Here is a 13,098-nt window from a genome sequence, read left to right as displayed (position 1 = left end):
TTTATAGTGCTATTTTAGCATTTGGAAATTTTACTGACTTTTGCAAGCGCCATTTTTTATCAAAAGGCTCTAAGCGTAGTGTCCACTTACCATCTAACGCTTGATCGGTTTCAAAGTGATAACTACCATCAGCGGCCGCTGTAAGCATGGTTATTTTATCGCGCTTAGCTTGGGTTGAATGAAAGAGTGAAAAGCTGATTGATGTATTACTGTCTAAACCAGTTAAGGTAATTAATAATCCATCTTGTTGCTGTTCGACAATAGCAGATATGCCCAACTCTTTGGCTTTTTTAAGTAAACTTAAATCGGCATTGATTGCTTTACCTGTTTTGTAGTAATCATCGATAACCATTTCAGGCTTATTGTCAGAGGCAATCATTAGTGTACTGAGCCCGGCAACAACCGCTGCCAATGGTAAAATAATTAAAAACCAAGGCCAAAATTGTTTAAACCAAGATTTTTTTTCTTTTGTTTGCATGGTTGTTCCTGTTATTAAAAAAGGGGGACTTGATGGGCGATAATCTAGCATTTACAGTAAATTTTAGCTATAAAAAAGCCTCGATAAAACGAGGCTTTTTATTTTATTAACCTAGTTTATAGGTTAATTTGTTGTCTATTTATTTATTAGATAAAGAGTAAACAAAAGCAGAGATAAGATGTACTTTATCTTCTCCTAGTACTTCACCCCATGCTGGCATCACACCATTTCGACCGTTACGAATAGTATCTTCAACAGCTTTACGTGAACCACCGTACAACCAAATTTTATCGGTTAGGTTAGGTGCTCCGAATGCTTGACCACCCGTACCATCTGCACCATGACATGCTGCACAAACAACAAAACGTTCTTTACCAGCTTGCGCGTCAAGATCATTTACACGACGACCACTTAGTTGTAATACATAAGTAGCGACTTCTTTAACGCCATCTTCACCTAAGATATCTTTCCAAGCAACCATCACACCATTACGACCATGCATTAGTGTTTGTTTGATAGTAAGTGCTTCACCACCATATAACCAATCATTATCAGTTAAGTTAGGAAAACCTTTACCACCACGGGCATCTGAACCATGGCATTGGGCACAGTTTTGTAAGAATAAACGTTGTCCTACTTTTACTGCTTCAGGATCTTGAGCGATTAATTCAATATCTTTATAAGTATCAGCATCGGTATAAACTAATTTTTTAAAAACTTCACCGTATTTTATCTCTGCTTCATTCATTTCACGCTGGTACTGTGAATGCGATGTCACAGCTGCTTCTGCCGATTCTTCTTTTGATTTAACACTTTGCTCAGAACTTGACCAACCTAATAAACCATTCCAATTAGCGGTATAACTTGGGAAAGCGAATGAATAAATCAGCGCGATAACAATCGTAAACCAAAACAGACCAACCCACCATTTAGGCAGTGGATTATTAAGTTCTTGAATGCCATCAAAGGTATGAGGCATTGGATCGCCTTCTTTAACGCCTGTATTATTTTTATTCGCTGCTCTCAGAAGAACTGCACAACCGATAATGACAGTTAACGTGATCGCTGAGATCCATATTGTCCAAAAAATGCTCATTATTTTTTAGCTCCTGTATGTTCGCTTGAGGTGCTTTCATACTGTTTTGAGTCCAGATCATCTTCAAAAATAGAATTACCCATTTCTTCAAATGTCTGTTTTTGTTTTTTACTGTATGCCCATAAAATCAACGCAACGAAAATAATAATTAAGAATAATGTATATAGTCCGTTAAATGTTGCAAAATCCATATAGCCTCCAGTAGCCGAAGTGCCTATTGCTAGGCACTATTTTTATTATTTAAATGCATGACCTAGTGATTGTAAGTATGCAATTAATGCCTGCATTTCAGTTTTACCCTCAACAGCAGCTTTAGCACCAGCAATATCATCATCAGTATAAGGCACACTAAAATGGTCTTTAAATATAGACAGTTTTGCAGCGGTATCTTCACCCGTTAACAAATTAGTTGCTAACCATGGGAAGCCAGGCATATTTGATTGAGGCACTACATCTCGAGGATTCAGTAAGTGAACTTCATGCCACGCATCTGAATAACGACCACCAACACGTGCTAAGTCAGGACCAGTACGTTTAGAACCCCATAAGAATGGATGTTCCCAAACATGCTCACCAGCCATACTGTAGTGACCGTAACGTTCAGTCTCAGCACGGAAAGGGCGAATCATTTGGCTATGACACACATGACAGCCTTCACGGATATAAATATCACGACCTTCCATCTCTAAAGCGGTGTAAGGACGTAAAGTATCCACAGGCTCATTGGTTTCTTTTTGGAATATTAACGGTGTAATTTGAGCTAAACCACCAAAGCTAATCGCGATGATGATAAAAATAGCTAATAAACCAACGTTTTTTTCTATAAATTCATGTTTCATTAGTAACTCCCTCTAACCTAGTTCTTGAGGCTTGATAGAGCCTTCTTCAGCAGAAACTGTTTTGTATGTATTGTAAGCCATAATAAACATACCAGTTAAGAAGATCGCACCACCTACAAATCGAATTGTATAGAACGGGTAAGATTTTTCTAATGATTCTACGAAGGTATAAGTTAAGGTACCGTCTTCATTAACAGCGCGCCACATTAACCCTTGCATTACACCAGAGATCCACATTGCAACAATGTATAAAACAGTACCGATAGTTGCTAACCAGAAATGTAAGTTAACTAGTGCAGTGCTATACATGCCTTTTTGACCGAATAATCGAGGAACCAAGTGGTAAATTGAACCAATTGATACCATTGCAACCCAGCCAAGCGCACCTGAATGTACATGACCAATTGTCCAGTCAGTATAATGTGATAAGGCATTAACTGTTTTAATTGCCATCATTGGACCTTCAAAGGTAGACATACCATAGAAAGATAATGAAACAACTAAGAAACGTAAAATAGGGTCTGTACGTAATTTATGCCACGCGCCTGATAGCGTCATAATACCATTGATCATGCCACCCCAAGATGGAGCGAATAAGATCAGTGACATCACCATACCTAATGATTGTGCCCAATCTGGTAAAGCAGTGTAATGAAGGTGGTGTGGACCAGCCCAAATATAAACTGCAATCAATGCCCAAAAGTGGATGATCGATAAGCGGTATGAATAAACAGGGCGGTTAGCTTGTTTCGGTACGAAGTAATACATCATACCTAGGAAGCCTGCCGTTAATAAGAAACCTACGGCATTATGACCGTACCACCACTGCACCATGGCGTCTACTGCACCTGCATATACAGAGTATGATTTCATTGATGACATAGAAACAGGAATTGCCATACTATTAACAATATGCAATACCGCAACGGTTAGAATGAATGCACCAAAGAACCAGTTAGCAACGTAAATATGCGAGGTTTTACGTATTGCCATGGTGCCAAAAAATACAGTGGCATACACAACCCAAATAGCTGTGATAAGCAAATCGATTGGCCACTCTAGTTCTGCATATTCTTTAGAAGTTGTGTAGCCTAACGGTAAAGAAATAGCAGCTGATAATATAACTAGCTGCCATCCCCAGAACACAATTGAGGCTAACGGACCACCAAACAATCTTGTTTGACAGGTACGTTGTACAACGTAAAAAGAAGTTGCCATTAACGCAGACGTACCAAATGCAAAGATAACTGCATTAGTATGAAGGGGACGTAAACGACTATAAGTAAGCCAAGGAGTATCAAAGTTTAAAGCTGGCCATATAAGTTGGGCTGCAATAAGCACCCCGACACTCATGCCCACGATACCCCAGAGAATGGTAGTAAGTGTAAACTGACGAACAACTTTCATGTTGTAGTCAGGTTGAATATTGGTTGCGGTTGTCATTGTGTTGATTCCATGCATGTATTTACAATGTACGTTCGTTATGACGTAAAAATAAGTATTCAATATAAATATTTTAAAATATCACTTAAAACATCTATATTTGGCGGGAAGTTTACGCGACAATTAAAAAAATGAACAGATTTGCATTGCTTTAATGTTAATAAAATTACTGGATATGTTAAAAAATGCGCGTTAACCACTATTTTTACAAGGAATTGCAATGTTAACAAAAAGCAGATTGATTCAATTAGTTATTATGCTTAGCTTACTAATTGGTTTATTTATATGGAGAACCATTGAACTATCACCTGTTATTGAAAAAAATCAGGAAGAGAGTGTGCAGAGCGATAAGGTTGAAGAGGTTTTGTGTGATTTCTCTGAGCCCTGTGTTTTTAATTCTCTGTGGGGGGCGTTCAGTTTATCTGTAGAGGGCGGGAAGATTATCCCTGAGCAGTGGTTCCACTTAACTCTAGAAAGCAAGGTTGAAAACTGGCAGGTAAGCAGTGCTAAAATAATAGGTAAAACCATGTTTATGGGTAAGATACCTATCAAATTTACTGAAGCGACTAATATAGCAGGTAAACAACAATCGACGGGAAAAAGCATGTTAGGTGTTTGTACTGAAGATAAAATGCTATGGCGACTTGACATAGTAGTTGAGGTTAATGGTCAGCCGGTTAATTTATATTACGATTTTTTAATTGTGAAATGATGGCATCTATTGTGCGAATTTAGAAATGAATTGCTTTCAGTAATAAATATTATCACTCTACTTGTAAAAGGCCTTGTCAGACACAAGCTAGAATATCTGTACAAGGCCGCTACAAACATTACCTTACGTTATGTATGTAGCTTTAATTATTAAAACGAGTGTGCTTCTAATAATTAAAACGCAGGTGCATGTTCAAAGGCTTGATGGCCTTATTAAGCGTTCGCTTTTTTCTTTAATAAATAATCTAATGAAATATTACCTGCTCCCCACATCACATTCATTAAAATAAGTGCTCCCCAGAATTGATGGTCAAAGAATCCTCCTTCCCAAATTACAGGGTAAGAAATCACTGCCACGATGTTGAATACAAATAAAATAGCGGCCATTGGGCGTGTTAACAAACCTAGTACCAAAAATACTGGCAATATTAATTCAGCTGCAGTACCAAGATAAGCGGCTAATTCCCAAGGAATAATGGGCACTTGATATTCTTCTTCAAATAAATACAGGGTACTGTCCCAAGTGGTAAACTTTAAATAGCCTGACTTGAAAAATACGCTGGCTACCCATAAACGTGCTGCAAGTAATACTAAGGGTTGTATATATTGCAGCAATGCTTGCACGCTTTGCTGATAATAATTAATTAATGTATTCATTGGTCCTCCTTAACTTTAACGATACTAAAATCACCAATTAAATTGGTTGTTATTAAATAACTTAATTGTTCCTGTAAAATACTTGGCTGCAATGCCCCAAGTAGCATTTTCTGTTGTAGTTGCTGTATTAATTGCCATTGCTGCTTGGATAGCTCAGTTACTTTTATAGTAAAGTTAGGTTCTTTTTCTAATAATAAGTAACACGGTTGATCTAAATTCGTTGCTTCAACATTGTTATTAATTAGCATTTGATACAACAAGTTTATATTTTGTGAACTCTCAAAAATTAGGCAATGCGATGAAATTGAAAATTGTATGTATTCAAAGTCATCGGGATTAACTTGTTGTAGTGATTGCAGATCAAACTCAATCGGTTGTTGTACTGTTTTTTGGCATTGCTCATATAACCATTCAAATTTTGCCATTTCTGCGACGTAAGGCATGTCTGCTAGCTGTGTTAAATTTGATAAGTAAAATGGAAATTGTTCGCCGTAAACAATGATGTTATTAATCGCCGGTGGTTGCCGTAAAATAAATTGTCTCGCGACACTGTCAAAAAAATCTGCGCCAACTAATTGCTCGGTATACTTGAACGTACTTTTTAAACTTTCGGTTACACTCATCACAAAATTGTTGCGGTGAATTTGTAGTAATTGTTGAGATGTAAAACCTTGTTTTTCTTTAAGTTGCAACGCGATATCAGATTCTTGATACAACAGACTTTGACTAAATTGTTGTTGTAACTGTTTAAGGTTTAAAGAAGAGGGGGCAAGGTTGTCTTGATTAGGAGGTTTAATCATGAGTAACCTCTCTTAAGAATTGTTTGGCTTTATCTCTTTCACCTAATAGTACAGAAAGGGCTGGTAATTCAGCATCCCATTCAATTAAAGTGACTGCATTTTTGATTTTATTAATATTTGCAGAGTACAGCTGCCACACTGGATCACTGATTAATTTGCTGTGCGTATCAATTAATATCTCACCTTCTGCAAATTGTTTACGTATATGCCCTGCAAGGTGGATTTCTTGTACTTTATTAAAGTTAATTTCATCTAAGTACTGTTGTGCTGAAAAATTATTATTGGTTGCACTGACGTAAACATTATTGATATCAAGTAACAGTCCACAACCTGTACGTTCACTAATTTCATTAAGAAAAGTCGCTTCATCATAATCAGTATTTTTATACTCTAAATATGACGATGGGTTTTCTACGATTATTTGTGTTTGTAAATGATCTTGAACCTGATTGATATTGGTAATAAAACGAGATAGCGCTTCTTCTGTGTAAGGGACTGGCAGTAGATCATTAAAATAGGTCCCTTGCCATGAACTCCAACTTAAGTGGTCTGATATTAAAAAAGGATTAAATTCTGCTACTAGTGTTTTTAATTGTTTTAAATGATTTTTAGAAACAGCCTCTGCACTACCTAAGGAAAGTCCGATTCCATGAAAACTAAGTGGATATTGTTCACTTAATTGTTGTAAATAAAAGTAATTGAGCGAATTTTTATCAAAGTAGTTTTCGCTATGGACCTCTAAAAAGTCTATGGCAGGTGAAGTTTGATGTATCTCTTGATAGTGTTCAGCTCTTAAACCTATGCCTACATTGGTTATACTCATATTATTCACATAAACCCTTGTAAAAAATTAATACTACTCACTTCCTTTCAGAGTAGTATTAATGGCAGCTTTTTATTGTCAAAAAATAAAGTTAACAATCAAAATTAGCTGAAATGACTGGTTTAACTTGATGAAGTGCTATTATTAACCTTCAATTGGTTTTAAGCTACCACCTGATAATTTATCACATAAACCTTTTGGCACTGCGATGAACGCATCGCCTTGGTTATCTACTTTAGATGTGCCTGCACAAGAGCTTGATTTAGTTGCACAGTCATTTTGACCCGCTGCAGCAACGCCATAGCACTTTTCTTTACCTGCCGCCATCGCTGGAGAAGAAACTAGCGTACCGATAGCTAGAATAGAAGAAACTGTTGCTGCCAATGCTATATTTGATTTTTTCATAATGTAGATCCTTTATATTTAATGTAAAAATGCACGCATTGCGTGATTCAATGATGTGTCCAATAATAGATACCGACTTTAAGTAAAAAAAATTTCAAAAATAATAAAATTAATTTATAAACATTCAATGTTAGCTATGTCGTCGATAGTTTTATGCACAAGCATAAAGTTAAAGAGTGTAGGACTAAATCAGTAATTAAGGAAACAAATGAATTTTTTTACATCAAAACGAAATAAAAGTTCATCGTCGACGGTCTATAAGGATATGGACAGAAAACAAAAAAGATATGAATCATTAGTGAATGTATATAGTGCAGATTTGTACCGTTATGCATTTTGGATTTGCCGAGATCCTGAGGTTGCTCAAGATCTAGTGCAAGAGACTTGCCTGCGAGCATGGAAAAGTATAGATAGCTTATTAGATGATAAATCAGCTAAAGCGTGGTTGTTTACGATTTTAAGACGAGAAAATGCAAGACGTTTTGAGCGAAAACAACTGGCTTTAGTGGATATTGATGATTATGAAATAGCAGCAGAAGAAAATAGTAGTCCCTATGATAAAGAGTTAATTCAGCAAAAAATTGCAGCTTTGCCATCAGACTATAAAGAACCATTACTATTACAGTTGATAGCTGGTTTTACCGCTGAAGAAATAGCTATTCAATTGGACTTAAATAAAAATACTGTCCTAACACGGTTATTTAGAGCAAAAAACTTGCTCAAAACCAACCTAAAAGTAGAAATTAATAATAACGGAGAAGCGCATGGATGATATTTTATTCCGGCACTCAGCGATAGCGACACCTAACGATAAAAGTGATGCATTTTTATCTCGAGCTGCAGCTTCTGATAGTGCTAAAAACTTGGTTGAAGAATCAAAAGCCTTTGATAAATTCTTGAAAGATAGTTTGCAAGTTGATGTACCAAGTGATCTCACTGATAAAATCTTACTAGAACAAAGTTTTGCTCTAGAACATGATAAAACGGTCAGTGCTCGTTGGCATATTGCTATCGCAGCATCAATCGCGTTTGTGATCGGTATTAGTGTGCCAATGATGGGACAATTAACGAACTCGCCTGCGGTTGTTAATACCGTGAGTACGGTGCCATTAGTAAAGCCACATTCAGATATTGGTAGTGTTGCGTTACAACATGTCAAACAAGAGTATTTTTTAACTGCAAAAGCAAATGAAAATGCAACCTTACAAACAGTCAATGCCAAATTAGCAGTATACGGTGCTAAAGCGATGGATAATTTTGGTGAAGTATTATTTGTTAACTATTGTAGTTTTGAAGGGACTTCAGCTTTACATATGATATTAAAAGGTGAAAAAGGACGCGTTACTGTTTTTGTGGTTCCTGAAGATGCTGGGTTTATGCCTTCCTCTTCATTTAAAGATCAACACTTAAAAGGGATTTCAGAGCATATCGGTAAGGCAAGCCTTGTTATCGTTGGTGAACCAGATGAGCCGCTTGAAGTAATGAAAGAGAAGTTAGCTGGCAGTATTAAGTGGGATATTTAATTTGCTTTAATTATGAGCGAAAAAGGGCTAATTAACAAATAACGAACATTGGTTGCTTGATTTATCAGCAACCAATTTTTTTATCACCCTTTTTTGTTGACATGCGGAAACGCAAAAAATATACTGCGCCCGTCTTTAACGAGACTGAAAAAATAAATCTTAGTTACACTATCAATTAACAAATCAATTGATATGATAGCAAATTGAAATTAAAACTCATCGTTGGTTTAGTTAGTAAGAACGATAGAGGCACTGTTAATTAGTTTTTAAATTTTACAGTAAAAAAATCTCTATTCCTCTTTGGTTCGGTTAGTAGAACTATAGAGACACTGTTAATCTGTATTTATATTTTTCAGTGAGAAAATTACAATTCCTCTTTAGCTCAGTTGGTAGAGCAACGGACTGTTAATCCGTGTGTCGCTGGTTCAAGCCCAGCAAGAGGAGCCACATTTAGTTAAGTTCGATTACGTCGAGCATAACGAGTCCAAGGACTTAAAATTTACAATTCCTCTTTGGTTCGGTTAGTAGAGCTACAGAGACACTGTTAATCCGTATTTATATTTTACAGTGAGAAAGTTACAATTCCTCTTTAGCTCAGTTGGTAGAGCAACGGACTGTTAATCCGTGTGTCGCTGGTTCAAGCCCAGCAAGAGGAGCCACATTTAGTTAAGTTCGATTACGTCGAGCATAACGAGTCGAAGGACTTAAAATTTACAATTCCTCTTTAGCTCAGTTGGTAGAGCAACGGACTGTTAATCCGTGTGTCGCTGGTTCAAGCCCAGCAAGAGGAGCCACATTCAGTTAAGCTTTCGAGTTTAACAAGTCTACAAGTTGTAAAACCTGGTGACTTAAAAAGTTAATTCCTCTTTAGCTCAGTTGGTAGAGCAACGGACTGTTAATCCGTGTGTCGCTGGTTCAAGCCCAGCAAGAGGAGCCACATTAAAAAGCCTGAACATTATTGTTCAGGCTTTTTTTTGGCTAAAATTAATAGCTTGTCTAATAGACTGGTAAAAAAACAATTCCTCTTTAACTCAGTTGGTAGATCAACGGACTGTCCTGTTTATAAAATATAGCGTGTGTCGCTGGTTCAAGCCCAGCAAGAGGAGCCACATCAAAAAGCCTGAACATATCGTTCAGGCTTTTTTTTTGACTAAAATTAATAGCTTGTCTAATAGACTGGTAAAAAACAATTCCTCTTTAACTCAGTTGGTAGAGCAACGGACTGTCCTGTTTATAAAATATAGCGTGTGTCGCTGGTTCAAGCCCAGCAAGAGGAGCAACATCAAAAAGCCTGAACATGAACTGACCCTCAGTAATTGGTTGTCCAACTATTTGGGGTCAGTTCAACACATTGTTCGGGCTTTTTTTTACCTAAAATTTATGATCTACTTATACATTAGCAAAATAAGGAATTCCTCTTTAGCTCAGTTGGCAGAGTAACGGACTGTCCTGTTTATAAAGCATAGCGTGTGTCGCTGGTTCAAGCCCAGCAAGAGGAGCCATATTTAGTTAAGCTTTCGAGTTTAACAAGTCTACAAGCTGTTAAACTTGGTGACTTAAAAAGTTAATTCTTCTTTAGCTTAGTTGGCAGAGCAAAGGACTGTCCTGTTTATAAATCATAGCGTGTGCCGTTGGTTCAAATCCAGTAGAAGGAGCAACTTTAAAAAAGCTATAGTTGTATTGTTTGAAGTCCAGCCATATAGGCTATATTTGGTGAGCTTCAAATGTAATAAACCTCAGGCAGTCATACTTGGCGACTTAAAAAGTTAGCCCTTCTTTATCTCAGTGCTCGCTCTATAAAGACTCGTATTTAGGTTTTTTAGTGAGAAATTTACAGCTCATTTTTAACTCCGTGGATAACAAAATGTGAGCGCTGTTATTTGGTGCGGAAATACTTAATTTTTTCATCCCTCAATTTAATCTGGCTGCATGTTGATGCCTTTAAAATTGCACTGCAATAATTGCAATTTTATTGGTGATTTAATGGCATTACGCTCAGTATTGACTGCTAAGCACTATTGATAAAATTTCTAAGCTAATAAACACTAATATTTAGCATGAATAGTCTAAATTCTATGAGTTGATATTATTTATTTAATATAAATTTAAGCGAAGTAAATGTCTTATTTTTATAAAGTTCGTTATTTAGCTGTTTTTTTATTCTATTTTTATCACTAATATTGATTTGTGGTTAAAAAGTGAGCGAATATAGCCATAAAAATATGTTAACTAGCTGGCTGATCGGTTAAGGTTCTGTTGAATTTTTTTAAGGACTTTAGAGAGGGATTTTATGGAGTCAGTACAAAACCATGTTACTGCATTAATTAGTAGTGCAGATACATTATTCATATTATTAGGCGCAATCATGGTATTTGCCATGCATGCGGGGTTTGCTTTTTTAGAAGTAGGCACCGTGCGCCATAAAAACCAAGTTAATGCCTTGGTTAAAATCATGTCTGACTTTGGCGTGTCTGCGCTAGTCTATTTCTTTTTTGGTTATTGGCTCGCTTATGGGGTTACTTTCTTTGATGGCGCCGCTGTTTTAGCAAAAAATAATGGTTATGAGCTCGTTAAATTTTTCTTTCTAATGACCTTTGCGGCAGCTATACCGGCTATTATTTCGGGTGGTGTTGCAGAACGTGCCAAATTTAATCCAATGTTAATTGCAGCGGCTCTTTGTGTCGGTCTTGTTTATCCTTTCTTTGAAGGTTTAATGTGGAACGGTAATTACGGTTTTCAAGATTGGTTAGCAGCTAATTTTGGTGCAGCTTTCCATGATTTTGCTGGTTCGATTGTTGTGCATGCTGTTGGAGGATGGATTGCTTTTGCTGCTATTATTGTTTTAGGTAGCCGTAATGGTCGTTACCGTAATGGCAAAGTAGTGGCTTTTGCGCCATCTAACATTCCATTGTTGGCATTAGGTGCTTGGATATTATCTATTGGTTGGTTTGGTTTTAATGTTATGTCAGCTCAGGCAATTGAAGGTATTAGCGGTTTAGTTGCAATGAACTCTTTAATGGCAATGGTCGGCGGTATTATTAGCTCATTGGTAATTGGTAAAAAGGACCCAGGTTTCATTCACAATGGCCCCTTAGCTGGCTTAGTCGCAGTTTGTGCAGGTTCGGATTTAATGCATCCTATTGGTGCTTTAATGACGGGATTAGTCGCTGGTGGTTTGTTTGTATGGCTATTTACTTATGTGCAAAGTAAATTTTCAAGTTTTGATGATGTCTTAGGTGTATGGCCTTTACATGGTATTTGCGGGTTATGGGGTGGTATCGCTGCGGGGATATTTGGCCTTGAAAGCTTCGGTGGTTTAGGTGGGGTAACCTTTATGAGCCAATTTATTGGATCTATTGCTGGTGTTATTTTTGCGCTTACGGGGGGCTTTATTGTTTATAAAGTGGTGAATGCAATCATGCCGGTACGCCTTAGTGAAGAAGATGAATTTAATGGCGCAGATGTTGCCATTCATAAAATCGGTGCCACTAACCTGAATAATAATTAATTATATGATTATCAATCAAAAGGCTAAGAAGTGATTCTTAGCCTTTTTTTTAAATTTTTTATTCTTTATCTTTTATTTTTTAAAACAACTGCGCATTTTCAATTTATAATGACGCAAAACATTATCCTAATATATTGAGCTGTTATTATCAGCCAATTTTAAATTTTACCCTTTTGGAGAAATATCATGAAAGTAGTTGAAGTAAAACATCCTCTTATCCAACATAAATTAGGTTTATTACGCGAAGCGGATATTAGCACCAAACGTTTTCGTGAGTTAGCTCGTGAAGTTGCCAGTTTATTAACCTATGAAGCAACTAAAGACTTAGAGCTAGAAACAGTGACAATCCAAGGTTGGGAAGGTGAGTTAGAAGTTCAACAAATTGCAGGTAAAAAAGTTACTGTTGTGCCTATCTTACGTGCTGGTTTAGGTATGATGGATGGGGTTTTAGATTATATTCCAAGTGCTAAAGTAAGTGTGGTGGGTATTTATCGTGATGAAGAAACGTTAGAGCCTGTTCCTTATTTTCAAAAATTGGTAAGCCAAATTGATCAACGTTTAGCATTAGTCGTTGATCCAATGCTAGCAACTGGTGGTTCAATGATCTCTACTTTGGATCTTATCAAAGAAAGTGGTTGTACTAATATTAAAGTATTAATTTTAGTTGCCGCACCAGAAGGTCTAAAAGCACTGGAAGAAAAACACCCTGATATTGAAGTTTACACGGCTTCTATAGATTCTCATCTTAACGATCATGGTTACATTGTACCTGGTCTAGGTGATGCGGGTGATAAAATATTTGGTACCAAATAAAC

The 13,098-nt window shown here is 36.7% G+C and carries 14 protein-coding genes and 7 tRNA genes; 12 read left to right on the top strand and 9 right to left on the bottom strand.

Annotated features, from left to right (window positions below; all coding sequences use genetic code 11):
- Window position 1: 1 nt before the first annotated feature.
- The 5 genes from GQR44_RS06765 to ccoN form a co-directional block, all read right to left on the bottom strand.
- Window positions 2-478, bottom strand: a complete 477-nt coding sequence (locus tag GQR44_RS06765) for a FixH family protein (protein ID WP_166370569.1) — start codon at window positions 476-478, stop codon at window positions 2-4.
- A gap of 139 nt (window positions 479-617) precedes the next feature.
- On the bottom strand, window positions 618-1,574 hold the full coding sequence (ccoP, locus tag GQR44_RS06760) for a cytochrome-c oxidase, cbb3-type subunit III (protein WP_166370567.1): 957 nt from the start codon (window positions 1,572-1,574) through the stop codon (window positions 618-620).
- A complete protein-coding gene (locus GQR44_RS06755) occupies window positions 1,574-1,765 on the bottom strand; it encodes a cbb3-type cytochrome c oxidase subunit 3 (RefSeq protein ID WP_028870405.1) in 192 nt (63 codons plus the stop codon). Before GQR44_RS06755 ends, ccoP begins: the two co-directional genes overlap by 1 nt.
- 45 nt (window positions 1,766-1,810) lie before the next feature.
- Window positions 1,811-2,413, bottom strand: coding sequence for a cytochrome-c oxidase, cbb3-type subunit II (gene ccoO, locus GQR44_RS06750; RefSeq protein ID WP_166370565.1), 603 nt, complete (start codon window positions 2,411-2,413; stop codon window positions 1,811-1,813).
- A 12-nt stretch (window positions 2,414-2,425) separates the two neighbouring features.
- Entirely contained in the window at window positions 2,426-3,856 is a 1,431-nt protein-coding gene (ccoN, locus tag GQR44_RS06745; protein ID WP_166370563.1) for a cytochrome-c oxidase, cbb3-type subunit I, read from the bottom strand.
- 220 nt (window positions 3,857-4,076) lie between these two features.
- Here ccoN and GQR44_RS06740 point away from each other — a divergent pair, with 220 nt between their 5' ends.
- Window positions 4,077-4,568: a hypothetical protein gene (locus GQR44_RS06740; protein ID WP_166370561.1), complete on the top strand. Its 492-nt coding sequence runs from the start codon at window positions 4,077-4,079 to the stop codon at window positions 4,566-4,568.
- A gap of 212 nt (window positions 4,569-4,780) precedes the next feature.
- On the opposite strand, the gene GQR44_RS06735 is transcribed toward GQR44_RS06740, so the two are convergent.
- The 4 genes from GQR44_RS06735 to GQR44_RS06720 form a co-directional block, all read right to left on the bottom strand.
- A complete protein-coding gene (locus GQR44_RS06735; protein ID WP_166370559.1) occupies window positions 4,781-5,224 on the bottom strand; it encodes a DoxX family protein in 444 nt (147 codons plus the stop codon).
- A complete protein-coding gene (locus GQR44_RS06730) occupies window positions 5,221-6,024 on the bottom strand; it encodes a DNA-binding domain-containing protein (protein WP_166370557.1) in 804 nt (267 codons plus the stop codon). The genes GQR44_RS06735 and GQR44_RS06730 overlap by 4 nt, the downstream gene beginning before the upstream one ends.
- Window positions 6,017-6,847, bottom strand: coding sequence for a DUF692 domain-containing protein (locus GQR44_RS06725; protein ID WP_166370555.1), 831 nt, complete (start codon window positions 6,845-6,847; stop codon window positions 6,017-6,019). The genes GQR44_RS06730 and GQR44_RS06725 overlap by 8 nt, the downstream gene beginning before the upstream one ends.
- A gap of 144 nt (window positions 6,848-6,991) precedes the next feature.
- Complete coding sequence (locus GQR44_RS06720; RefSeq protein ID WP_166370553.1) at window positions 6,992-7,252, bottom strand: DUF2282 domain-containing protein; 261 nt, start codon at window positions 7,250-7,252, stop codon at window positions 6,992-6,994.
- Between the two features lie 208 nt (window positions 7,253-7,460).
- On the opposite strand from GQR44_RS06720, the gene GQR44_RS06715 reads away from it, so the two are divergent.
- The 11 genes from GQR44_RS06715 to upp all read left to right on the top strand — a co-directional run bounded on the left by GQR44_RS06715 (window position 7,461) and on the right by upp (window position 13,096).
- Entirely contained in the window at window positions 7,461-8,024 is a 564-nt protein-coding gene (locus GQR44_RS06715; protein ID WP_166370551.1) for a sigma-70 family RNA polymerase sigma factor, read from the top strand.
- Window positions 8,017-8,775 carry a DUF3379 family protein gene (locus GQR44_RS06710; protein ID WP_166370549.1) on the top strand — a complete coding sequence of 253 codons (759 nt, stop codon included), beginning with the start codon at window positions 8,017-8,019 and terminating at the stop codon, window positions 8,773-8,775. The genes GQR44_RS06715 and GQR44_RS06710 overlap by 8 nt, the downstream gene beginning before the upstream one ends.
- Window positions 8,776-9,146: 371 nt before the next feature.
- Window positions 9,147-9,222, top strand: a tRNA-Asn gene (locus GQR44_RS06705).
- A 136-nt stretch (window positions 9,223-9,358) separates the two neighbouring features.
- Window positions 9,359-9,434, top strand: a tRNA-Asn gene (locus GQR44_RS06700).
- Window positions 9,435-9,493: 59 nt separating this feature from the next.
- Window positions 9,494-9,569, top strand: a tRNA-Asn gene (locus GQR44_RS06695).
- Between the two features lie 67 nt (window positions 9,570-9,636).
- Window positions 9,637-9,712: transfer RNA gene (locus tag GQR44_RS06690), tRNA-Asn, on the top strand.
- A gap of 83 nt (window positions 9,713-9,795) precedes the next feature.
- Window positions 9,796-9,884, top strand: a tRNA-Tyr gene (locus GQR44_RS06685).
- 82 nt (window positions 9,885-9,966) lie between these two features.
- Window positions 9,967-10,052, top strand: a tRNA-Tyr gene (locus GQR44_RS06680).
- A gap of 136 nt (window positions 10,053-10,188) precedes the next feature.
- A tRNA-Tyr gene (locus tag GQR44_RS06675) sits at window positions 10,189-10,277 on the top strand.
- Window positions 10,278-11,065: 788 nt separating this feature from the next.
- Window positions 11,066-12,283: an ammonium transporter gene (locus GQR44_RS06670; RefSeq protein ID WP_166370547.1), complete on the top strand. Its 1,218-nt coding sequence runs from the start codon at window positions 11,066-11,068 to the stop codon at window positions 12,281-12,283.
- Between the two features lie 186 nt (window positions 12,284-12,469).
- Window positions 12,470-13,096 carry a uracil phosphoribosyltransferase gene (upp, locus tag GQR44_RS06665; protein WP_166370545.1) on the top strand — a complete coding sequence of 209 codons (627 nt, stop codon included), beginning with the start codon at window positions 12,470-12,472 and terminating at the stop codon, window positions 13,094-13,096.
- Window positions 13,097-13,098 lie beyond the last annotated feature (2 nt).

Origin of the sequence: Psychromonas sp. SA13A (genome assembly GCF_011378715.1) — a bacterium.
In the GTDB taxonomy this organism is placed as follows: domain Bacteria; phylum Pseudomonadota; class Gammaproteobacteria; order Enterobacterales; family Psychromonadaceae; genus Psychromonas.
This window is presented reverse-complemented; position numbering and strand designations above follow the sequence as displayed.